21 protein-coding genes are annotated in these 20,929 nt (G+C 69.8%); 16 read left to right on the top strand and 5 right to left on the bottom strand.

Going from position 1 to position 20,929, the window contains the following annotated elements; all coding sequences use genetic code 11:
* From SAHL_RS17915 to SAHL_RS16260, 12 genes are all read left to right on the top strand, one after another.
* On the top strand, positions 1-642 hold a 642-nt coding region (locus tag SAHL_RS17915), incomplete at its 5' end, for a FimV C-terminal domain-containing protein (RefSeq protein WP_221178007.1).
* 189 nt (positions 643-831) lie between these two features.
* Positions 832-1,611, top strand: coding sequence for a tRNA pseudouridine(38-40) synthase TruA (truA, locus tag SAHL_RS16310; protein ID WP_123592477.1), 780 nt, complete (start codon positions 832-834; stop codon positions 1,609-1,611).
* A gap of 42 nt (positions 1,612-1,653) precedes the next feature.
* Entirely contained in the window at positions 1,654-2,280 is a 627-nt protein-coding gene (locus SAHL_RS16305; RefSeq protein WP_123592476.1) for a phosphoribosylanthranilate isomerase, read from the top strand.
* A gap of 2 nt (positions 2,281-2,282) precedes the next feature.
* Complete coding sequence (gene trpB, locus SAHL_RS16300) at positions 2,283-3,530, top strand: tryptophan synthase subunit beta (protein ID WP_123592475.1); 1,248 nt, start codon at positions 2,283-2,285, stop codon at positions 3,528-3,530.
* Positions 3,527-4,363, top strand: a complete 837-nt coding sequence (gene trpA / locus SAHL_RS16295) for a tryptophan synthase subunit alpha (protein WP_123592474.1) — start codon at positions 3,527-3,529, stop codon at positions 4,361-4,363. The genes trpB and trpA overlap by 4 nt, the downstream gene beginning before the upstream one ends.
* Positions 4,360-5,247 (top strand): acetyl-CoA carboxylase, carboxyltransferase subunit beta, encoded by an 888-nt coding sequence (gene accD / locus SAHL_RS16290; protein WP_123592473.1) that lies wholly within the window; start codon positions 4,360-4,362, stop codon positions 5,245-5,247. The genes trpA and accD overlap by 4 nt, the downstream gene beginning before the upstream one ends.
* Positions 5,244-6,509: a bifunctional tetrahydrofolate synthase/dihydrofolate synthase gene (gene folC, locus SAHL_RS16285; RefSeq protein WP_221178006.1), complete on the top strand. Its 1,266-nt coding sequence runs from the start codon at positions 5,244-5,246 to the stop codon at positions 6,507-6,509. Before accD ends, folC begins: the two co-directional genes overlap by 4 nt.
* Entirely contained in the window at positions 6,497-7,261 is a 765-nt protein-coding gene (locus SAHL_RS16280) for an SPOR domain-containing protein (protein ID WP_123592472.1), read from the top strand. The genes folC and SAHL_RS16280 overlap by 13 nt, the downstream gene beginning before the upstream one ends.
* A gap of 79 nt (positions 7,262-7,340) precedes the next feature.
* A complete protein-coding gene (locus SAHL_RS16275; RefSeq protein WP_123592471.1) occupies positions 7,341-7,865 on the top strand; it encodes a CvpA family protein in 525 nt (174 codons plus the stop codon).
* A gap of 28 nt (positions 7,866-7,893) precedes the next feature.
* On the top strand, positions 7,894-9,405 hold the full coding sequence (gene purF / locus SAHL_RS16270) for an amidophosphoribosyltransferase (protein ID WP_123592470.1): 1,512 nt from the start codon (positions 7,894-7,896) through the stop codon (positions 9,403-9,405).
* Positions 9,406-9,628: 223 nt separating this feature from the next.
* Positions 9,629-10,816 carry an O-succinylhomoserine sulfhydrylase gene (locus tag SAHL_RS16265; protein ID WP_123592469.1) on the top strand — a complete coding sequence of 396 codons (1,188 nt, stop codon included), beginning with the start codon at positions 9,629-9,631 and terminating at the stop codon, positions 10,814-10,816.
* The gene (locus SAHL_RS16260; RefSeq protein ID WP_123592468.1) at positions 10,816-11,607 is read left to right on the top strand and encodes a ferritin-like domain-containing protein; all 792 of its coding nucleotides are present in this window, start codon (positions 10,816-10,818) and stop codon (positions 11,605-11,607) included. Before SAHL_RS16265 ends, SAHL_RS16260 begins: the two co-directional genes overlap by 1 nt.
* 515 nt (positions 11,608-12,122) lie before the next feature.
* On the opposite strand, the gene SAHL_RS16255 is transcribed toward SAHL_RS16260, so the two are convergent.
* The 4 genes from SAHL_RS16255 to dusA form a co-directional block, all read right to left on the bottom strand.
* Positions 12,123-13,151, bottom strand: coding sequence for a choice-of-anchor A family protein (locus SAHL_RS16255; protein ID WP_184947781.1), 1,029 nt, complete (start codon positions 13,149-13,151; stop codon positions 12,123-12,125).
* A gap of 648 nt (positions 13,152-13,799) precedes the next feature.
* Positions 13,800-14,561, bottom strand: coding sequence for a UDP-2,3-diacylglucosamine diphosphatase (locus SAHL_RS16250; protein WP_123592466.1), 762 nt, complete (start codon positions 14,559-14,561; stop codon positions 13,800-13,802).
* Between the two features lie 9 nt (positions 14,562-14,570).
* Positions 14,571-15,179, bottom strand: a complete 609-nt coding sequence (locus SAHL_RS16245; RefSeq protein WP_123592465.1) for a peptidylprolyl isomerase — start codon at positions 15,177-15,179, stop codon at positions 14,571-14,573.
* Complete coding sequence (gene dusA / locus SAHL_RS16240; protein WP_123592464.1) at positions 15,179-16,201, bottom strand: tRNA dihydrouridine(20/20a) synthase DusA; 1,023 nt, start codon at positions 16,199-16,201, stop codon at positions 15,179-15,181. The genes SAHL_RS16245 and dusA overlap by 1 nt, the downstream gene beginning before the upstream one ends.
* A gap of 100 nt (positions 16,202-16,301) precedes the next feature.
* Here dusA and SAHL_RS16235 point away from each other — a divergent pair, with 100 nt between their 5' ends.
* A complete protein-coding gene (locus SAHL_RS16235; RefSeq protein ID WP_123592463.1) occupies positions 16,302-17,399 on the top strand; it encodes a quinone-dependent dihydroorotate dehydrogenase in 1,098 nt (365 codons plus the stop codon).
* On the opposite strand, the gene SAHL_RS16230 is transcribed toward SAHL_RS16235, so the two are convergent.
* A complete protein-coding gene (locus tag SAHL_RS16230) occupies positions 17,347-17,865 on the bottom strand; it encodes an alpha/beta fold hydrolase (RefSeq protein WP_123592462.1) in 519 nt (172 codons plus the stop codon). The genes SAHL_RS16235 and SAHL_RS16230 overlap by 53 nt on opposite strands.
* Before the next feature lie 31 nt (positions 17,866-17,896).
* Here SAHL_RS16230 and SAHL_RS16225 point away from each other — a divergent pair, with 31 nt between their 5' ends.
* The 3 genes from SAHL_RS16225 (at position 17,897) to SAHL_RS16215 (ending at position 20,905) form a co-directional block, all read left to right on the top strand.
* Entirely contained in the window at positions 17,897-18,232 is a 336-nt protein-coding gene (locus SAHL_RS16225) for a hypothetical protein (RefSeq protein ID WP_123592461.1), read from the top strand.
* Between the two features lie 25 nt (positions 18,233-18,257).
* On the top strand, positions 18,258-19,676 hold the full coding sequence (locus tag SAHL_RS16220; RefSeq protein ID WP_148045592.1) for an alpha/beta hydrolase family protein: 1,419 nt from the start codon (positions 18,258-18,260) through the stop codon (positions 19,674-19,676).
* 107 nt (positions 19,677-19,783) lie between these two features.
* Complete coding sequence (locus tag SAHL_RS16215) at positions 19,784-20,905, top strand: beta-ketoacyl-ACP synthase III (RefSeq protein WP_123592459.1); 1,122 nt, start codon at positions 19,784-19,786, stop codon at positions 20,903-20,905.
* Positions 20,906-20,929 lie beyond the last annotated feature (24 nt).

Here is a 20,929-nt window from a genome sequence, read left to right as displayed (position 1 = left end):
GACACGCCGGACACGCCGGACACGCCGGACACGCCGGACACGCCGGACACGCCGGACACGCCGGACACGCCCGAGCCGTCCGAGCCGTCCGAGCCGTCCGAGCCGTCCGAGCCGTCCGAGCCGTCCGAGTCGCCCGAGTCGCCCGCGCCTTCGGATGACGATGCGGAGCTCGGGCCTCAGGCCGAGGCATCGCCGCGGGCATCGTCGGAAACCCCCGGCGGGGCGGGCGACGACGGCCTGCAACTGGACACCAGCGCGGACGATATCGGCGGCTACGACTGGCAGGCGCCCGAGGTGGCGGCGGGCGAGGCGCGCCAGCACGATCGCGGCGCCGACCCGGGGCTGTCCTTCGAGCTGGATACCTCGGATTCACCCGACAGCGAACCGCGGCCAGTGGCCGATGAGGGCGCGTCGCTGCCGCCGATCGACACCAGCGAGTTCGATCTGGACGATAACGGCGAGGCTGAAGACGGCGCTGCCGACACCGAAGACGATCGAATCGACATCCGTCTGGATCTGGCGCGCATGTATCTGGACATGGACGATCCGGAGGCGGCGCGCGAGCTGCTCGAAGAGGCGGCCGCGGACGGCAACGCCGACCAGCGCGAAACCGCGCGCGAGCTCATGCAGCGGCTGGGCTAGGCGGTGCCGATGGCTCGTGAGACACCACGCCGTGTGGTTGAAGGCACGGCTCGCCGATGAGCAGCGACGGAAACCATCACACCGCGTCGCGCGCTCCGAACGCTGCGCCGGAACCGGTGACGCCGATCGGCCGCATGGCCACCGCAGCCATTGCCTCGGCGGCGGCGCGACGCAGCGGCCGGGGCTGACATGCGCTGGGCGGCCTGCATCGAATACGACGGCAGCGACTACTCGGGCTGGCAGAGCCAGCCGCATGCGCCGAGCGTGCAGGACACGCTGGAGGCCGCGCTGTCGCGGGTGGCCGATACCTTCGTGCGCACGGTCTGCAGCGGGCGCACGGATTCCGGCGTCCACGCCCAGGGCCAGATCGTGCATTTCGACACCACGGTCGAGCGTCGCGAGCGGGCCTGGGTGCTGGGCACGAACCGGTATCTGCCCGACGATATCGCGGTGCAGTGGTGCCGGCCCGTGCCCGACACCTTTCACGCCCGCTTCGGCGCCTTCGCCCGCGAATACCGCTACTGGATCCTCGACCGCACCGCGCCGAGCGCGCTGTGGCGCAACCGGGCCTTTCACAGCCATTATCGGCTCGACGCCGACGCCATGCACGCCGCCGCCGCCCAGCTCGTGGGCGAGCACGATTTCAGCGCTTTTCGCGCTGCGGCCTGCCAGGCCCGCAGCCCGTGGCGGACGATCGAGTGGCTCACCGTCACCCGCACGGGCGACTGGCTGCGCCTGGACGTGCGCGCCAACGCCTTTCTACACCACATGGTGCGCAATATCGTCGGCAGCCTGCTGCCGATCGGCCGCGGCGAGCGTGATCCGGCGTGGCTGACGAGACTGCTGGCCGGTCGCGATCGGCGGGTCGCCGGCATGACCGCCCCGGCGCAGGGGCTGTCGCTGCGACGGGTGTTCCACGACCCGGCATTCGGCCTGCCGCCCCCGGCGCTGGACGATGGCGGCTGGTAGAATAAGGAATCGTTCCAACGCACGAGGCGTGCGCAGCAGCCGATGAAACGGGTTCGCGTCAAGATCTGTGGCATCACGCGTGAAGCCGACGCGCGCGCGGCGGTGGCCGCCGGCGCGGATGCGATCGGTTTCGTCTTCTACGCCGACAGCCCCCGTCACGTGGATCTCGACGAGGCGCTGGCGATCTCCCGCAGCATGCCCCCGTTCGTGGCCCGCGTCGCGCTCTTTCTCGACGCCGCGGCCGCCGACGTGCAGGCCGTGATCGACCGGCTGCGCCCCTCCATGCTGCAGTTCCACGGCCGCGAGACGCCGGAATACTGCCGCGCCTTCGATATGCCCTATATCAAGACCGTACCCATGGGCGAGGCCGACGCCGACCCCGCGGCCTGGGCCGGGGCCTATCCCGACGCGCACGGGCTGCTGCTGGACGCCAACCGCGCCGGCGCTGCGGGCGGGCAGGGCCAGCGCTTCGAGTGGCACAATGACACCTCGCTGCCCGACATGCCGCTGGTGATCGCCGGCGGCCTCGATGCCGACAACGTCGGTGCAGCCATTCGGCGTTTCTCGCCGTATGCAGTGGATGTGAGCAGCGGCGTGGAAAGCGCGCCGGGCGTCAAGGACCCAGAGCGCATGCACGCCTTCGTGGATGCGGTAACCAGAGCAGGATGAGCATGGCCACGATCGATCCCCAGCACGCCGCCGACCCCGCCACGCTGGCGCAGGCCTGGCGCGAGATGCCGGATGCCCGCGGCCATTTCGGGCCCTATGGCGGGCGTTTCGTCGCGGAAACGCTGATGGCGCCGCTCGAGGAGCTCGCCGCCGCCTACGAATCCGCGCGCAACGACCCGGCCTTCATCGCCGCGCTCGACGCCGACATGGCCGATTACGTCGGCCGGCCGACGCCGATCTACCACGCCGAACGGCTGTCGAAGAAGGCCGGCGGCGCGCAGATCTGGTTCAAGCGCGAGGATCTCAACCACACCGGCGCGCACAAGATCAACAACACCATCGGCCAGGCGCTGCTGGCCGACCGCATGGGCAAGACCCGCATCATCGCCGAGACCGGCGCCGGCCAGCACGGCGTGGCCACGGCCACCGTGGCGGCGCGCCTCGGGCTGGAATGCGTGATCTTCATGGGCAGCGAGGACATGCGCCGCCAGGCCACCAACGTCTATCGCATGCGTCTGCTGGGCGCCGAGGTCCGGCCGGTCGAGTCCGGCTCCCGGACGCTCAAGGACGCCATGAACGAGGCGCTGCGCGACTGGGTGGCGAACGTCGACGACACCTTCTACATCATCGGCACCGTCGCCGGACCGCATCCGTACCCGGCCATGGTCCGTGACTTCCAGGCCGTGATCGGACGCGAGTCGCGCCGCCAGATGCTCGAGCGCTGCGACCGCCTGCCCGACGCCATCGTCGCCTGCGTGGGCGGCGGCTCGAACGCCATCGGTCTGTTCCACCCGTTCCTCGACGACGCGTCGGTCGAGATCTACGGCGTGGAGGCCGGCGGTGACGGGGTGGCCACCGGCCGCCACGCCGCGCCGCTGTCGGCGGGGCGCTCGGGCGTGCTGCATGGCAACCGCACCTATCTGATGCAGGACGACAACGGCCAGATCAGCGCGACCCACTCGGTCTCGGCGGGTCTGGACTACCCCGGCGTCGGGCCCGAGCACTCCTGGCTCAAGGACATCGGCCGTGCCCATTACGTCGCCGTCGACGACAACGACGCGCTCGCCGCCTTCCATGAATGCACCCGCATCGAGGGCATCATGCCGGCGCTGGAATCCGCCCACGCGGTCGCCTACGCGCAGAAGCTCGCGGCCACCATGGCGCCGGACCGGATCGTGCTGGTCAACATGTCCGGTCGCGGCGACAAGGACATGGCGAGCGTCGCCGAGGCCGCGGGGGAAAGACTGTGAGCCGTCTGGACACGCGATTCTCGGCCCTGCGCGAGGCCGGCCGCACGGCGCTCATTCCGTATCTGACGGCCGGCGATCCGCGGCCGGACGCCACCGTCGGCTTCATGCACGCGCTGGTCGCGGCCGGCGCCGACGTGATCGAGGTCGGCGTGCCGTTCACCGATCCGATGGCCGACGGCCCGGTCATCCAGGCCGCCTGCGAGCGTGCCCTCGTACACGGCACCAGCCTGTCGCAGGTGCTCGACATGGTCGCCGAATTCCGGCGTGACGACGGCGATACGCCGGTCGTGCTCATGGGGTATCTCAACCCCATCGACCGGCTCGGTCTGGCCGGGTTCGCCGAGCGGGCCGCCGCGGTCGGCGTCGACGGCGTGCTGATCGTGGACATGACCGCCGAGGAGGCGCCGGAGATTATGCCCACGCTGAACGCCCACGGCCTGGACGCGGTCTGCCTGATCGCACCCACCACCAGCGAATCGCGCATGGCGCGCATCTGCGAGAACGCCGGCGGCTTCGTCTACTATGTGTCGTTCAAGGGCGTGACCGGGTCGTCCAGTCTGGATGTGTCCTCTTTGGGCGGCCAGATCGAGCGCATCCGCGGTTACAGTCGGCTGCCCGTGGCGGTCGGCTTCGGCGTGCGCACCGCGGCCAACGCGGCCGACGTGGCGCGGGTGGCGGACGCGGTGGTGGTCGGCAGCACGCTGGTGCGCTGCATCGCTGACGGCGGCGACGATCTGGCGGCCACGCGCGAGGCGCTGGGCACGACGCTGGCCGGGATGCGCTCGGCCATCGACGCACAGGATTCGAACAACAGAGAGGAACGCCGCGCATGAGCTGGCTCGAAAAGATCATGCCGTCGCAGATGCGAAACGACTCGGCGGCCAAGAAGAACGCGGTGCCGGAAGGGCTCTGGACCAAGTGCAACGACTGCGGCGCGGTGCTCTACAGCGCCGAGATGGAGCGCTCGCTGGAGGTCTGTCCCAAGTGCAACGCGCATCAGCGGCTGCGCGGGCGCAAGCGGCTGGACCTCTTCCTGGACGCCGACGGCCGCGAGGAGATCGCCACCGGCCTGGAGCCGAAGGACCCGCTGAAGTTCCGCGACAGCAAGAAGTATCGCGACCGTCTCGCCCAGGCCCAGAAGGATTCGGGCGAGCGCGAGGCGGTGCTGGTCATGCGCGGCTCGCTCAAGCAGATGCCGATCGTGGCCGGGACGCTGGATTTCGGCTTCATGGGCGGGTCGATGGGCAGCGTCGTCGGCGAGGCCTTCGTGCGCGGCGTCGACGCCGCTGTCGACAACGGCAGCCCCTTCGTATTCTTCTCCGCCAGCGGCGGCGCACGCATGCAGGAGGGTCTGTTCTCGCTGCTGCAGATGGGCAAGACGAGCGCGGCGCTCACACGACTGGCGGAGCGGCGCCTGCCGTTCGTCTCCGTGCTCACGCATCCGACGATGGGCGGCGTGGCCGCCAGCTACGCCATGCTCGGCGACATCAACGTCGCCGAACCGGAGGCGCTGATCGGCTTCGCCGGCCCGCGCGTGATTGAGCAGACCGTCAAGCAGACGCTGCCCGAGGGTTTCCAGCGCAGCGAGTTCCTGCTCGAGCACGGCGCGATCGACATGATCGTCGAGCGTCGGCATCTGCGTGACCGCATCCACCGCGTGCTCTCGGTACTCACGCACAGCCCGCAGCCGGCCCCGAACGACGCCGCCGACGCGTGAGCGCGGCGGCGCCGATCGGCGGCAGCGTCGACGATTGGCTGAACTGGCAGCTCGCGCTGCACGACACCGAAATCGAGCTCGGCCTCGACCGCGTGGCGGCCGTGGCGCGCACGCTGGAGGTGCTGCCGCCGCCTGGACGATCGGTCGTCGTGGCCGGCACCAACGGCAAGGGCAGCTGCGTGGCGCTGATCGAATCCCTGCTGTCGCACCACGGCCGGGTGGGCAGCTACACCTCGCCGCATCTCTGGCGCTACAACGAACGCATCCGGATCGACGGGGCGCCCGTGGCCGACGCGGATCTGTGCGCGGCGTTCGCCGCGGTGGAAGCCGCGCGGGGCGGGGTGGCGCTGACCTTCTTCGAGTTCGGCACGCTCGCGGCCCTGTGGCTGTTCGCCCGCGCCGCACTGGATTTCGTGGTCCTGGAAGTCGGGCTCGGCGGCCGGCTCGATGCCGTCAACGTCGTGGACGGCGACGTCGCGCTGGTGACCAACATCGGCCTCGATCACGTGGCCTGGCTGGGCGACGATCGCGAACAGATCGGCTTCGAGAAGGCCGGCATCTTCCGCGCCGGCCGGCCGGCGGTCTGTGCCGATCGCGACATGCCGGCGTCGATCGCCGAGCGGGCCGAGGCAAAGGGAACGCCGCTGGCGGTCATCGGCCGTGATTTCGACCTGCAGGTGCAGGACGATCGCTGGTGCTGGCGAGACGGTGACGCCGCGCTGGACATCCCGGCGCAGGCAGGCGTGCTCGTCGAGAATCTGGCCGCGGCGCTGAGTGTGGTGCGGCGGCTCGGCGTGGCCGTGCGCGGCGAGCACGTGATCGCCGCCGCGCGCGTCCAGGCGGCGCTGCCGGGACGGCGAGAACGGGTCGTCGACGGCGATGTGACGATCATCTACGATGTCGGGCACAACGCCGAGGCCATTGCCGTGCTCGTCGACGATCTGGCCCGCCAGCCGGTTCCCGGGCGCACGCATGTGGTGCTCGGGATGCTCGCCGACAAGCCGGTGGAGACCGCGGGCGGGCGGCTGCGCGACCTGGCCGATGCGCTCTACATCGCGGGTCTGGATACGGTCACCGATCGCGGCCTGCCCGCGGCCGCGCTCGCGAAGCGGCTGGCAAGCGATGCGCCCTGCCATCCGGATCCGGCAACGGCACTGGCGGCGGCACGCGCGGTCGGTGCCGCCGGTGATCACATCGTGGTCTGTGGTTCCTTCTTCACCGTGGCCAACGCCCGGAGGCAGACGCTGTCATGCAGGACGTGATGAAAAAACGCATCGTCGGTGCGGTGGTGCTCGTGATCATCGGCGTGCTCATTCCGCTTCTGCTGGCCCGCTGCCTGAACGGCGGCGACGGGGCCACGCAATCGATGCGCGTCTACGAGATCACGCCGGAGGGCGAGGCGCGTCGCGCCGGCGAGGGCGAAGGGCAGCAGGCGGACGCCGCGGACGAGGCCCGCGGCGCCGGCGGAGACGCGACGGGCGATGGCTCCGGCGACGCGCAATCGGCGCCGCCCCCGGAGCCGGTATCGCCGGAGTCCGATGCGGATGCGACGGCCGCCGGCGAAGCCGAGCCCGACGAGCCGCAGCCCGAGTCGACGCCGACGCCGGAGTTGCCGCCCGAACCGGCGGCCGACACTCAGACCGCGTCGGCGCCGGATGGCCCGTCCGACGCGGCGCCCGAAGCCGAGGCCGACTCCGAACCCGAACCGCCGCAGGCCGGGGCCGCGGACGCCGAGTCCACCGCCTCCGAGGGCGGCGCGCTGCGCCGCGACAGTGCCCCGGCCGGCGGCGGCTGGGTCGTGCAGGTGGCCAGCTTCCGACAGGAATCGAACGCACAGGGCGTGGCCGACGCGCTGTCGGGCGACTTCGACGCCTACTACCGCGCCGGCGACGTCGACGGCACCACTTATTATCGCGTGCGAATCGGCCCGTTCGAGAGCGAGGACGCCGCCCGGGCCGCGGCCTCGACACTGCGTTCGCAGGGACGATCGGCGCTCGTGCAGCGCAACAGGTGACGGCCACGCAGCGGCCGATCGCGCCGGCGGTCGCGGGGTTTGCTAGACTGTCCGCGCGCGCAGGGCACGAGCGAGTGCGATGATCTGGGTCGATGTGGCTATTCTCGCGGTGATCGCGCTGTCGGCGATCATCGGCTTCTTTCGCGGATTCCTGCGGGAGGCTTTGGGTCTGGCAACCTGGATTCTGGCGCTCTATCTCGCCTTCACCTTCGCGGAAGTCGGCGCCCGCTTTCTGCAGAACTGGATCTCGGTCGACTCCGCGCGCCTGGCGGTCGCCTTCGGTGTCGTCTTCGTCGCGGTGCTCGTGCTCGGTGCGATCGTCAACTACATCATCGGGCGGCTGGTCAGCGAGACCGGTTTCGCGGGCACGGACCGAGCGCTCGGCGGCGCCTTCGGCGTGCTGCGCGGCGTGGCCGTGCTGGTACTGCTGGTGCTGCTCGCGGGGGTCACGCCCGTGCCGCGCGACGCCTGGTGGCAGCGTTCGATGTTCATCGGCCATCTCGAGGACGGCGCGCTCTGGGCGCGGGACTTCCTGCCGCCGGATCTGGCCGGCGCGGTGACCTACCCGGACGCGCCGCCCGCGGACGCCTCGGCGGCGCCCTGATCACTCATTCACTCCAAGCGGTCTCGCTATGTGCGGCATTGTTGGCATCGTCTCCCACTCCCCGGTCAACCAGGAAATCTATGACGCGTTGACCGTCCTCCAGCACCGCGGCCAGGACGCTGCCGGCATCGTCACCACGCACGAGGGCCGGCTGTTCCTGCGCAAGGACAACGGTCTGGTGCGCGACGTGTTCCGGACCGACCACATGCTGCGACTGCAGGGCAACGCCGGGGTGGGGCACGTGCGCTATCCCACCGCGGGCGTGGAGAGCAGCGCCGAGGCGCAGCCGTTCTACGTCAACACGCCCTACGGGATCTGCCTGTCGCACAACGGCAATCTCACCAACGCCGAACAGCTCGCCGAAGACCTGTTCCGGACCGACCGCCGGCATCTGAACACCGACTCGGATTCCGAGATCCTGCTCAACGTGTTCGCCCACGAACTGATGCGCACCGAGGCGCTGCAACTCTCGCCGGGCGATATCTTCCGGGCGGTGACCGGCCTGCATCGCCGCTGCAGCGGTGGTTATGCGGCGACCGCGCTGATCACCGGCTACGGACTCGTCGGCTTTCGCGATCCGCACGGCATCCGCCCGGTGGTCTACGGCAAGCGCGAGACCGAGGCCGGCACCGACTACATGATCGCCTCCGAGTCGGTGGCGCTGGACGCGCTGGGCTACGAGATCATCGACGACATCAACCCCGGCGAGTGCGTGGTCATCACCCTGGACGGCGAGATCCACGTCCAGCAGTGCGCCGACCAGCCCAGCTACGCGCCGTGCATCTTCGAGTATGTCTATCTCTCGCGCCCGGACTCGGTCATCGACGACGTCTACGTCTACAAGGCGCGCCTGCGCATGGGCACGTATCTGGCGGACAAGATCCGCCGCGACTGGCCCGATCACGACATCGATGTCGTCATCCCGATCCCGTCGACCAGCCGCACGGCGGCGGTCGAACTGGCCAGCCAGCTCGACGTGAAGTACCGCGAGGGCTTCATCAAGAACCGGTACATCGGCCGCACCTTCATCATGCCCGGTCAGCAGCAGCGGGCGAAGTCCGTGCGCCAGAAACTCAATCCCATCGACCTGGAGTTCGCCGACAAGAACGTGCTGCTGGTCGACGACTCGATCGTGCGCGGCACGACCTCGCGCCAGATCATCGAGATGGCGCGCGAGGCCGGGGCGCGCAAGGTCTATTTCGCCTCGGCTGCGCCGCCGGTGCGCTATCCCAACGTGTACGGCATCGACATGCCCAGCGCGACCGAGCTCGTGGCCCACGGCCATACCGAGGAAGAGGTCGCCCAGGTCATCGGCGCCGACAAGCTCATCTATCAGGACATGGCCGACCTCGAGCGCGCGGTCAGCGCCGGCAACGCCGAACTGACCGCGTTCGAGGACTCGGTGTTTTCGGGCCAGTACATCACCGCAGACGTCAGCGCCGACTATCTCGAGCAGCTCGAGCTCTTCCGTGCCGATGCCAAGCGGGAGGAGCGGCGCAATCAGGACAATGCGGTGCTCGAACTGCACAACGCCGAGTAGATGCGGTATGCCGGGCCGTGCGGAGCGGTTGATCGCCTCGCGCGGCCGCTGCATACTGCCCGCGCGCCGATTTGAAACAGCTTGCGGGCGCCCCAGGGCCGGACCACGGCACGCACAGCGTGAACCGGCCTGAAATTCCGCTAAACGGGTCGAGGGTGGCAGGCCTGCTTTCGCATGCGCGACAGCGGGTTTTTTTGTGCCCGGACCCAGCCAGGAGACAGCCATGAGCGACGATTTCGACCCCGACTGGGGAACCGCCACCCGCGGCGTGCGCGCCGGGACGCACCGTACGCCCGAAGGCGAACACAGCGGCGCCATCTACATGACGTCCAGCTTCGTGTTCGAGTCCGCCGACGAGGCCGCGGCGCGCTTTGCCGGCGATGCACCCGGCAACATCTATTCACGCTTCACCAACCCCACGGTCGACGCGTTCTCGAAGCGTCTGGCGGCCATGGAGGGCGGCGAGTGCTGCGTGGCCACCGCATCGGGCATGTCGGCGATTCTGGCGACCTGTCTGGCCACGCTGGAATCCGGCGACCATATCGTGGCCGCGCACACGCTGTTCGGCTCCACCATCGGCCTGTTCAACAACTATCTCGGCAAGCTCGGCATCACCACCAGTTATGTGGCGCCGGACGATCTCGACGCCTGGCGGGCGGCGATCACTCCGGTGACGCGCATGCTGTTCGTGGAGACGCCGTCGAACCCGCTGACCGAGGTCGTCGACATGGCGGCGCTGGCCGAACTGGCCGATGACAACGACGCACTGCTGGTGGTCGACAACTGTTTCTGCACGCCCGCGCTGCAGCGGCCGCTGGATTTCGGCGCCCACGTGGTCGTCCATTCGGCGACCAAGTTCCTCGACGGCCAGGGGCGGGCGCTCGGCGGCGCGGTGATCGGCGACGCGGACGTCGTCGGCGATCGGGTGTTCCGTTTCCTGCGCACCTGCGGGCCCACCATGAGCCCGTTCAACGCGTGGATATTCCACAAGGCGCTGGAGACGCTGGAAGTGCGCATGCGCGCGCACAGCGCGGCCGGCCAGCGAGTGGCGGAATGGCTGGCCGACCAGCCGGCGGTCGAGCACGTCTACTACCCCGGACTGGCCTCGCACCCGCAGCACGAGCTCGCCGCGCGCCAGCAGCCCGGCGGCTTCGGCGGCATTCTCTCGCTGCGTCTGGCCGGCGGGCGCGAGGCCGCCTTCCGGCTGATCAATGCGACGAACATGATCTCGATCACCGCCAATCTGGGCGACACGCGAACCACCATCGTGCACCCGGCGAGCACCACCCACGCCCGCATCTCCGCCGAGGAGCGCGCGCGGGCCGGCATCACCGACGGTGTGGTGCGCATAGCCGTGGGACTGGAGAACGTGGAGGACATCATCGCCGACCTCGAGCCGGGGCTGACCTGATGCACCCGGACGATGTCCACGCCGCGCTCATGACCCGCGACCCGGCGGCCAAGTGCGCGGCGGCACGCGCGCTCCACGCCGCCGACAGTGCGCCGCTGGCCGCGGCCGGCGACACGCCCGTGGATGTCCCCGTGCCCGGCCGGCCGGAGCGGCCCGCGCTCGTGCATCCGGCGAAGCTGTCCAAACGCGGGCTCGGCAGCCCGGAAGGCCGGGCGGCACTCATCCACGCCATCGCCCATATCGAGTTCAACGCCATCAACCTGGGATTGGACGCCGCCTACCGCTTTCGCGGCATGCCGGTAGCATTCTATGCCGACTGGCTGCGGGTGGCCGCCGACGAGGCCCGCCACTTCGAACTGCTCGACGCGCGCCTGGCCGATCACGGCTTCGCCTACGGCGACTTCGATGCCCACAACGGCCTCTGGGAGATGGCGGTCAAGACCGCGCACGACGTCATGATCCGCATGGCGCTGGTGCCGCGCGTGCTCGAAGCGCGCGGACTGGACGTCACGCCCGGCATGATCGACAAGCTGAGCCAGGCCGGCGACGACGAGACGGTGGCGATCTTCGAGATCATCCTCGAAGAGGAGGTGCCGCACGTGGAGATCGGCACGCGCTGGTTCCGCCACTGCGCCGAGCCGCGCGGCCTGGACCCGGATACCACCTTCACCCGTCTGCTCGACGAATACATGAACGGCGGCCCGCCCGGACCCTACAACTTTCCCGCGCGCCGCGAGGCGCGGTTTTCGGAACCGGAACTGGACTGGCTCGCCGAGCGCGAACGCCGTTGATCCCGGGTCCGCTGTGAGATCGACAACGGCTCGCGCCCCGGTCTGGCTCGCGTGACGCACTGCGACGTGGCGGTGTCAGCAGTAGATCGGGAAGGAACGGGGCGGTCGGCGCCACAGGCGGACCAACGGGCTCGCCTGGCGTGATGGTGATCGCCCAGAGCCTATTAGTACCTCAGAGCCCCCGAGCCAAACGCTTCCAAGAATCGACTACGGGCGGCAAGACGAGGCGTCGTGCGCGCCGTTCGGTCATTCTGCGTCAGCATTCGGCGGCAACGCTGGATTGCCACCAACGAGACTTGTCCCGAAGGCTTGGGCCGCGCAAGAAACAACCATGGGCGCGCTGCGGCATTGCACGTCTTGATCGTGACGTGCCACGACCCGCGACTCGCGCCTTGACGCGCACGATGTGCGATCTCCAACGCAGCGTTCGAATGAAGTGCTGAGGCCCAAGCTCAAGGACAGGACCCCGGCGCGACGCGCGCCGGGGTGTCATCCGATGACGGTGCGGGCCGTGATCAGGCCTGCACCGCACCTGCGGCCGAATCATCGCGCCGACGGCGGAAACCGACGACGGCGATGGCGGCCATTGCCAGTGCGGACAACGGCCAGATCGCGGGCTCGGAGATCGCGCGTGGCGGATCGTTCGGTACCGGCGACGGGAAGTCGCCGTCGAGCAGCGGCTGATGCACTTCCCCGCGCTGCGTGAAGCCGGCGGCGACGACGCTGCCGTTGAGGCTGTTGCGGTTGGTCAGCTGGGCGTCCGGGGCAAGTATGGAGCCCCAGAATTCGGTGCCGAAATCGATCGCGCCGATGTCGCCGAAGTTCCAGATCACGTTCGAGGCGATGGTCGATGTCGGCGCAAGGAAGTTGGCCGAGAGCGACAGAATGCTGCCACTGGCCAGCGACGATCCGTCGACGTTGATCAGGATGTGGTCGTCGGTGCCGAGCGAGAAGCCGATCTCGCGGCTGCTCGAGAGCAGGTCGGCGCCGATCGAGAACACCGACAGATCGGAACCGCCGGCAGTGAAGCGGATACCCTGGCTGTTCTGGCTGAACGTGGTGTTGCTGGCCTGGCCGCCGAGCGAACCGGAATAGTCCTGGAAGACGGTTCCGAAGTTGGGAATCGTGACTGCGGCACCGGTCTGCTTCGAGCCGTTGACGTTGCCGGTGACCGTGCCGCCGATGCGCGCACTGCCGCCGTTCAGATTCATGTTCTCGACGTTGCCGCCGACCACGACGTTGCCGCCGCCGTTGATGTTCTTGTAGCCGCCGGTGATGTTGCCGCCCACGGTGACCGCGTCGTAGCTCGAGGCCGGTGCCTGGCTGCCGCGGGTGTAGTAGGTCGACGAGGAACCGCCGAGATTGCCACCGACATAGGTGCGACCCTCGACCTCGGAGGTCGAATCCAGATCGCCCAGCACGATCAGATTGAACTGCTGCATCAGCGCGTCGCCGGTGATCGGCGCGGCCGAAGCGCCGCCCGCAGTTGCCAGAAACACGCCCCCGGCCAAGGCTGCGGCCAGCGAACCAAACTTGCCTTTCATGGATGTCCCCTCGTTGCCAAGCCATCGCCGGCACGACATGCGCCGACCCGTTGGTAACGCGCGTATTAGAAGCCGTCCTTTTGCAGAAAGCAACCGTCCAGCGCGGGGACCGATTCAAGTGTCGATATAGTTGACAATTGCTGTTATCAGCCGGGGTCGTCGCGGCGGAATAAGGTCATCGCGGCCTGTCGTCCGGCCACGGGAAATCCGTTCTGTCATGAGCGGTTGAGGGCGCCCGATGGCCGTGGTTCTGCGCCAGACGCTGCAGGGAGGATCATCGCCGGCGAGACGCGATATGGACGCGGGGCCGAGCGGCTCGATCAGTGTAATGCGCACCGACAGTCCCGGTGGCGACCACGCGTCGCGGCTTGCGCAAAAACCGGTGTCGCCGGCCGGTCGACGCGCCGGTCGAGGACTGCACCGAAGCAGGCACGGCTCGGGCGCAGGCGCGGCCGCCTGCGCCGGGGGCCGTCTCGAACGGGGCCGACCGGCGGCTGGGCCAGGGTGCAAGCCAGCCGGGCAGACGGTCGGCGTCGCTCTGTCGCGCGAGCGGCTGCCGACAGGCGCGCTCGGCGCGATCCGCGGCGATGCACCACGGTGCGTGCCTTCGGAGGCCCGCTTCTTGTGGGTCGATGTGTCGCCTTGGCGTCAGCCCGTGGCGTCGGCCGGGCGCCGGGCGTGCTCGGCATCGAGCAGCGAATGCCGGTGGACACCGCGCGCATCGACTGTCATCACCTCCGCCTGATCCGCGCGCCAGTCGGCGATCACGTGGCGCGCTCCGGCCTCGCCGTCCAGATCGACGTGGTGCGAGGCCGGCCGATGCGTGTGGCCGTGGATCAGGCGTGCGACCCCGTGGCGGCGCATCGCCTCGACCATGGCATCGGCGTTGACGTCCATGATGCGGGCCGCCTTGCGGGCCTTGCCCGCCGCGCTGCGCCGCCGCGCCCGCACGGCGATCAGACGCCGCAGCCAGAGTGGGATGCGCAGCATCCGCGCCCGCCAGGCGGGATCGGTGTATTTCGCCCGGAACGCCTGATGCGCGTGGTCGTCGGTGCACAGGCCGTCGCCGTGGGTGAGCAGCGTCGGGGTGCCATGGAGGTCGACGACGGTGGGGTCGTCGAGGATGCGCAGGCCGGTGGCCTCGGCAAACGCCGCGCCGACGGCGAAGTCGCGGTTGCCGCGCATGAAGGCGGCCGGCACGCCGGCGGCGGTCAGCTCGGCAAAGGCGGCGACGGTGGCGCGATGGCGGGGCAGCGAGCCGTCGTCACCGATCCAGACGTCGAACAGATCGCCGAGGACGTAGAGGGCGTCCGCGGCCCGCGCCGGCCCGGCCAGATAGGCCGCGAGCCGATGCGCGTTGACGTCGTCGTCGCCCTGCAGATGCAGGTCGGCGATGAAGTGCGTGGCCACGCCGTCCTGTCAGTCGGCGACGATCTCGGCGGATTCGATGACGACCGGCTGCTGCGGTGCGTCCTGCCGGAACGGCCCGGCCGAGCCGGTCGGCACATCCGCGATCTCGTCGACCACGTCCATGCCCGAGGTCACCTCCGCGAACACGGCGTAGCCGGCCCGGTCCCGGCCCGCGTTCAGCGGTGGGTTGTCGGACAGGTTGATGAAGAACTGCGAGGTGGCGGAGTCCGGGTCGTTGGTGCGCGCCATCGACAGGGTGGCGCGGTCGTTGTTCAGACCGTTGTCGGACTCGTTCTCGATCGGGTCGCGAGTCTTCTTGCGGTCATAGTCCTTGGTGAAACCGCCGCCCTGGATCACGAAGCCGGGGATCACGCGATGGAAGATGGTGCCGTCATAGAAGCCGTCGCGGACGTATTTGAGGAAATTCTCGGCGGTGACGGGCGCCTTGTCCTCATGAACGGCGATCTCGATGTCGCCGCGATTGGTGTGCATGACAACCATGGGGTCTTCCTTGTTTTTGGACTGGGACGTGGTGTCGTCGGCCAGCACGACCGACGGTGCGGCGACGGTGACGGCTGCGAGCAGAATCAGGGCGAACGGGCGGAGTCGGTGGCGCATCAGGCGGGGGCCTCTTCGAATTCGGGTTCGACCCGCGCCAGCGCGCGGTCGACGACGGACAGGTCGGCTTCGGGGCGGTGCCCCTCCTCGGACAGCACGCGCCGCCAGGCCCGGCCGCCCGGGCGGCCATGATACAACCCCAGCATGTGCCGGGTGACGTCCTTCAGGGCGCCACCGGCGGCTAGGTGACGGCCGATGTAGTCGCGCATGCCGGCCACGATCTCCGCCCGCGTCGGCGCGGTTGCGTCACGGCCGAACAATCGTCGATCGACGTCGGCCATGACGTAGGGGTTGCGGTAGGCCTCGCGGCCGATCATCACGCTGTCGACGTGTTCGAGCTGCGCGGCCGCGGATTCCAGTGTGGTCACGCCGCCGTTCAGGCCGATCGGCCAACCCGCGAATTCCGCCGCCAGGCGATGGACGCGGTCGTAATCCAGCGGCGGCACCTCGCGGTTCTCCTTCGGGCTCAGGCCGGACAGCCATGCCTTGCGCGCATGCACGGTCAGGTGATCCGCGCCCGCGGCGCGCACGGCCGCGGCGAAGGTCTGCAGAAAGGCGTAACTGTCCTGGTTGTCGATGCCGATCCGGGTCTTGACCGTGACCGGGATCGCAACCCGGGCCTTCATCGCCGCCACGCAGTCGGCCACGCGGGCCGGCTCGGCCATCAGACAGGCGCCGAAGGCGCCGTTCTGCACGCGGTCGCTCGGGCAGCCGACGTTGATGTTGACTTCGTCATAGCCGGCGGCCTCGGCCAGCGCCGCGCAGTGGGCCATGTCGCCGGGTTCGCTGCCGCCGAGCTGCAGGGCCACGGGGTGTTCGTCGGCGTTGAAGGCCAGCAGGCGTGCGGTATCGCCGTGAATGAGCGCACCCGTGGTGACCATCTCGGTGTAGAGTAGGGCATCGCGCGTGATGCGCCGCATGAAGTAGCGCTGGGCCGGTGTGGTCCAGGCCATCATCGGCGCCACCGAGACCCGGGCGCCGGGCGTGCGTCGGATGGAATTCGGGGCTGCGGAGACCGTCATGGCGGGCATTATCGCAGACCCGGCGCCGGCTTTGGGCCGGCCGCGCGCCGCCGGCCCGGAACTTCGCACGCCACGACCACCGCATCCGAGGAGAGGCCGAATGTACGCGCTGCTTCGCCCCGCACTGTTCAACCTCGAGCCCGAGCGCGCCCACCATCTCACGCTGACGGCGCTCGGCCGCGGCCGGGCGGTCGCGCGTCGCTGCTTCGGTGATCGCGTGCCCGAGGCGCCGGTCGAGGTCATGGGGCTGCGGCTGCCGAATCCGATCGGCCTCGCCGCCGGCCTGGACAAGGACGGCACCTGCATCGACGGCCTCGCCGCGCTCGGTTTCGGGTTCGTCGAGGTGGGGACGGTCACCCCGGTCGCCCAGGCCGGCAACGAACGGCCGCGGCTGTTCCGTCTGACCGAGCAGCGCGGCCTGCTCAACCGCTTCGGCTTCAACAACGCGGGCGTCGAGGCGCTGGTCGCGCGTATCCGAGCGGCGGACTACGACGGCGTGCTGGGCGTGAACATCGGCCGCAACGCGGCCACGCCGCCGGAGCGCGCGATCGACGACTACCGGGCCGGCCTGCGCGCGGTCCACGAGGTCGCCTCCTACGTCACGATCAACGTGTCGTCGCCCAACACCGCCGGGCTGCGCGACATGCAGGGTGGCGCCGGGCTGGATGCGCTGCTGGCGGCGCTGGTGGCCGAGCGCGACAGCCTCGCCGCCGAGCACGGCCGGCGGCTGCCGCTGGCGATCAAGGTGGCGCCGGACCTGGACGCGGCCGCACTCGACGCATTCGCCGAGCGCGTGCGCCAGCACGGCATCGACGCGGTGATCGCGACCAACACGACCACCGCCCGGGACGGCCTGCCGCCGCGCTGGCGCGATCAGGCCGGTGGGGTCAGCGGGGTGCCGCTGCGCGAGCGGGCCACCGAGGTGATCGCCGCGCTTCACCGGCGGCTCGGCGACGACATCCCCATCATCGGCGTCGGTGGCATCCAGAGTGCCCGCGACGCCGAGGCCAAGCTCGCGGCCGGGGCGCGCGCGCTCCAGCTCTACACCGGACTGATCTATCGCGGCCCGCGCCTGATCCGCGACTGCGTCGAGGCGGCCCGGGTCCATACCGCCCGCGAGCGCATCCGGGCCCAGGCCGCGGTGGTCAGCGGTGACCGAGCGCGCGCTCGAGCTGGCGCTGGAACAGCGCACCGATAAGGTCGAGCGAATCGGCCAGACGATGGCCGTCGTCCACGATGTGCAGCGCCGCGCTGCGGGCACGGGCGAAATCCAGGCTGGCGGACAGCGGCACGATGTCATCGTGCCAGCCGTGGACCACGACGGTATCCGCCGGGCAGTCGCGCGGTTCGCCCGGGTAGCCCTCGAGATACAGCGCCGGCGCCATCAGCAGCAGCGCCGCCGGCCGCAGGGCCGCGCAGGCCATCGCCGAGACATAGCCGCCCATGCTGGAGCCCACGAGCAGCAGCGGCGTACCCGCGGGCGCGAGCGTCTCCAGATGACGCAGGCGCTCGAGCGGATCCATCATCGCGCTGTAGTCGGGGCTGTCGACGGCGCAGCCCGCGGCCTCGGCGATCGCCGCCAGGTGGCGGATCTTGCTGCCCCAGGGGCCGCTTTCCTTGCCGTGCGCGAACACGACGCGGGGGGCGTGCTCTGCCTGATTCATGCATCGACCTCGCAGGGGAACGCGGCGTACTATGCCATGCAAGACACGGCGCGCGTGGCGAATCCGAGGTGACGTTCTGAAGATCCTGTCGTTTCTGAATTGGCTCGTGCTGGGCAGCAGCGCGGTGCTGGCGCTGCTCTATGCCGTGGTCTGCCTGATGATGCTGCCGTATCCCGAGCTCGTGGCCGACGCGGGCGGCGGCCTGGCCGAAACCGTGCGTCTGACGCTCGTGCTGGCCGCGTTCACCGCGGTGGCGGCCGTGGCGACCTGGCTGCTGCAGAAGCGTCACCGTCGCTGGCCGCAGGGCCAGGCCGCGCTCGTGCTGGCCGTGATCGGGCTGCTCGTGTTCGTCGTGGCGACCCGCTAGCGTGGCCAACCCGGACGACCAGCGCATGCGGCGACAGCCGCGCTGGTTTATCGCGGCGCTGCTGCCGCTGGCGGTCGGCATCCTTTGGCTCAACCTCGGCTGGTCCGCGGGCCCGCTCGCCGGGCTCATCGCGACCCTGCCGGGGGCGATCCTCGCCGCCGCCGGCGGTGCCTTGCTGCTCTGGCCCGGCGATCGTCAGATCAGCCGCTACCTGGCGCTCGCGGCGGTGATCAGTCTGCCGCTGGCGTTATTCCTGTGGCCGACGTTCGGCGGGGCCGCCGCGCTGTTGCTGATCGCCGGCGGCGTCGCCGCGTTTCTGGTCGCGGGTCTCGCGGCACTGTTCCAGAATCCGGTGCCGCGTGCCGTGCCGATGCCGGTCGTCTCGGCGACACTAGCCCGCAAGGCGGCCACCGACGAGGCCCTGCTGGGCTGGTTCGTGAACAGTGCGCGCATCCCGCGCGGCCGCATGGTGGCCCGCGACCACGTCGAGATCGAGGCCGCGGAGACGGCCGCCCGCAGGCACGGCTGGCGGGCGCAGCCGCAGACGCTGCACACGGCCCCGCCTGCGCCGCGACATTTCGATCTGCAGAGTGCACGCGGCGGGCGGCTGGTCTTCGAGTGGCTGACCTTCGACAGCGCCTTCCGGCCGCATCCGGCGCTGCCGGGCGGGGCGCGCTGGCACGGGCACGCGGCCAACCGCACGATGCGCGCCCGCGTGCTGCGTCATCCCGGCGCACCGCGGCCGTGGGTCGTGTGCGTGCACGGCTATCGCATGGGGCTGGACTGGCTCGATCTGCCGCTGTTCGACGTCGCGCATCTGCATCACCGGCTGGGCCTGAACCTGATCATGCCGACGCTGCCGCTGCACGGGGCGCGGACCTCGACCCGCCTAACCGGCGGGCTGTATCTGGACGGCCCGCTCGTGGATCTGCTGCACGCGCAGTCGCAGGCGCTCTGGGACCTGCGCCGCTGCATCGCCTGGGTGCGCGCGCAGCAGGGCGAGGACACGCCCATCGGCGTTCTCGGCTACAGCCTGGGCGGCTACAACGCCGCGCTGCTGGCGGCCTTCGAGCCAACGCTGGCCTGCGTGATCGCCGGTATTCCGCTGACCGATATCCCCGGGGCGCTGTGGCACCACATGCCGGGGTTGCATCTGCGCTTCATCGAGGCCCAGGGGATCACGCAGGCGCGGCTGTCGGAGCTGCTGGCGCCGGTCTCGCCGCTGGCGCTGACGGCCGCGGTGCCGTGGCAGCGACGCTATCTGTTCGCCGCCAGCGCGGACCAGCTCGTGCCGCCGGCGCAGCCGCTGCGTCTGTGGACGCACTGGGACCGGCCGACGATGCACTGGTATCACGGCTCGCATCTGTCGGTGCGCCACGAGCGCTCGCTGCGACCGTTCGTCACGCGCGCTCTGCGCGAGAGCGGGCTGGCCGCTGATGCCTGAATCGCGGTGGGACGCGGCCTGCGCGGCGGGCGGTTGTGGCGCCCGCGCCTGCGCGAGAGAATGCCGGCGATGCGTTTCGCGTCGTCGCCAAAGCAAGGGGAAACACGGTGAGTAATGTCGTCCTGTCCGCCTCCGGGCTGTACACGCCGCCCGAGGCGATCTCCAACGAGGAGCTCGTCGAGGCCTACAACGCCTACGTCGAGAAATACAACGCGGCGCACGCGGACGCCATCGCCGCGGGCGAACTCGACGCCCTGTCGACCTCCGACGCCGACTTCATCTACAAGGCCTCCGGCATCAAGAGCCGCTATGTCGTGGACAAGGCGGGTATTCTCGATCCGGACGTCATGCATCCGCGCATCCGCACCCGGACCAACGACGAGCCGTCGATCCAGTGCGAAATGGCGCTGGAGGCGATCGGCCAGTGCCTGGCCCAGGTGGACTGCGAGGCCGCGGGCATCGACGCCGTGCTGGTGGCCTGTTCCAACCTGCCGCGGCCCTATCCGGCGCTGGCCGTGGAAGTGCAGCACTATCTGGGCGGCGGTCGCTTCGGCTTCGACCTGAACGTCGCCTGCGCCTCGGCCGCCTTCGGCATTCAGACCGGCGCGAACATGATCGACAGCGGCAGCGCCCGCCGCGTGCTGGTGGTCAATCCCGAGATCTGCTCGGCGCATCTGAACTTCCGTGACCGCGACAGCCACTTCATCTTCGGCGACGTCTGCACGGCCGCGCTGCTCGAGCACCGCGACGAGGTCGCGGCCGGGCGCGGCTTCGACGTGCTGGGCACACGGCTGATCACCCAGTTCTCCAACAACATCCGCAACAACTTCGGCTTTCTCAACCGCGCCGAGACCGAGCCGCGCAGCGAGGCCGACCGGCTGTTCGTGCAGAACGGGCGGCGGGTGTTCAAGGACGTCGGGCCGATGGTCGCCGAACTGATCGTGAACCATCTGGGCGAGCATGACCTGGGCGCGGACGCGCTCAAACGCCTTTGGCTGCATCAGGCCAACATCAACATGAACACGCTGATCTGCAAGCGGGTGCTCGGCCGACCGGCGGAAGAGGCGGAAATGCCCTCGGTGCTCGCCGAGTACGCCAATACCAGCTCGGCCTCGCCGGTGATCGTGTTCCACAAGTATTCGGACGATCTGGAGCGCGGCGATGTCGGCGTGCTCTGCGGCTTCGGCGCCGGCTACTCGGCCGGCAGCGTCATTCTCAAGCGGCGCTGAACGCGCGGCGACACACAGGACAAC

The sequence above is a fragment of the Salinisphaera orenii subsp. halophila YIM 95161 genome, from assembly GCF_003732545.1.
Lineage (GTDB): Bacteria > Pseudomonadota > Gammaproteobacteria > Nevskiales > Salinisphaeraceae > Salinisphaera > Salinisphaera orenii_A.
Note: the sequence above shows the minus strand (reverse complement) of the source record. Positions and strands in the feature narration are given on the sequence as shown.

Bases quoted from the DNA above. Each gene is read 5' to 3' on its own strand.
- truA (WP_123592477.1), top strand. From the start codon at position 832: ATGCGCTGGGCGGCCTGCATCGAATACGACGGCAGCGACTACTCGGGC.
- SAHL_RS16305 (WP_123592476.1), top strand. From the start codon at position 1,654: ATGAAACGGGTTCGCGTCAAGATCTGTGGCATCACGCGTGAAGCCGAC.
- trpB (WP_123592475.1), top strand. From the start codon at position 2,283: ATGGCCACGATCGATCCCCAGCACGCCGCCGACCCCGCCACGCTGGCG.
- accD (WP_123592473.1), top strand. From the start codon at position 4,360: ATGAGCTGGCTCGAAAAGATCATGCCGTCGCAGATGCGAAACGACTCG.
- SAHL_RS16280 (WP_123592472.1), top strand. From the start codon at position 6,497: ATGCAGGACGTGATGAAAAAACGCATCGTCGGTGCGGTGGTGCTCGTG.
- SAHL_RS16275 (WP_123592471.1), top strand. From the start codon at position 7,341: ATGATCTGGGTCGATGTGGCTATTCTCGCGGTGATCGCGCTGTCGGCG.
- purF (WP_123592470.1), top strand. From the start codon at position 7,894: ATGTGCGGCATTGTTGGCATCGTCTCCCACTCCCCGGTCAACCAGGAA.
- SAHL_RS16265 (WP_123592469.1), top strand. From the start codon at position 9,629: ATGAGCGACGATTTCGACCCCGACTGGGGAACCGCCACCCGCGGCGTG.
- SAHL_RS16260 (WP_123592468.1), top strand. From the start codon at position 10,816: ATGCACCCGGACGATGTCCACGCCGCGCTCATGACCCGCGACCCGGCG.
- SAHL_RS16255 (WP_184947781.1), bottom strand. From the start codon at position 13,151: ATGAAAGGCAAGTTTGGTTCGCTGGCCGCAGCCTTGGCCGGGGGCGTG.
- SAHL_RS16245 (WP_123592465.1), bottom strand. From the start codon at position 15,179: ATGCGCCACCGACTCCGCCCGTTCGCCCTGATTCTGCTCGCAGCCGTC.
- dusA (WP_123592464.1), bottom strand. From the start codon at position 16,201: ATGACGGTCTCCGCAGCCCCGAATTCCATCCGACGCACGCCCGGCGCC.
- SAHL_RS16235 (WP_123592463.1), top strand. From the start codon at position 16,302: ATGTACGCGCTGCTTCGCCCCGCACTGTTCAACCTCGAGCCCGAGCGC.
- SAHL_RS16230 (WP_123592462.1), bottom strand. From the start codon at position 17,865: ATGAATCAGGCAGAGCACGCCCCCCGCGTCGTGTTCGCGCACGGCAAG.
- SAHL_RS16225 (WP_123592461.1), top strand. From the start codon at position 17,897: ATGCCATGCAAGACACGGCGCGCGTGGCGAATCCGAGGTGACGTTCTG.
- SAHL_RS16220 (WP_148045592.1), top strand. From the start codon at position 18,258: ATGCGGCGACAGCCGCGCTGGTTTATCGCGGCGCTGCTGCCGCTGGCG.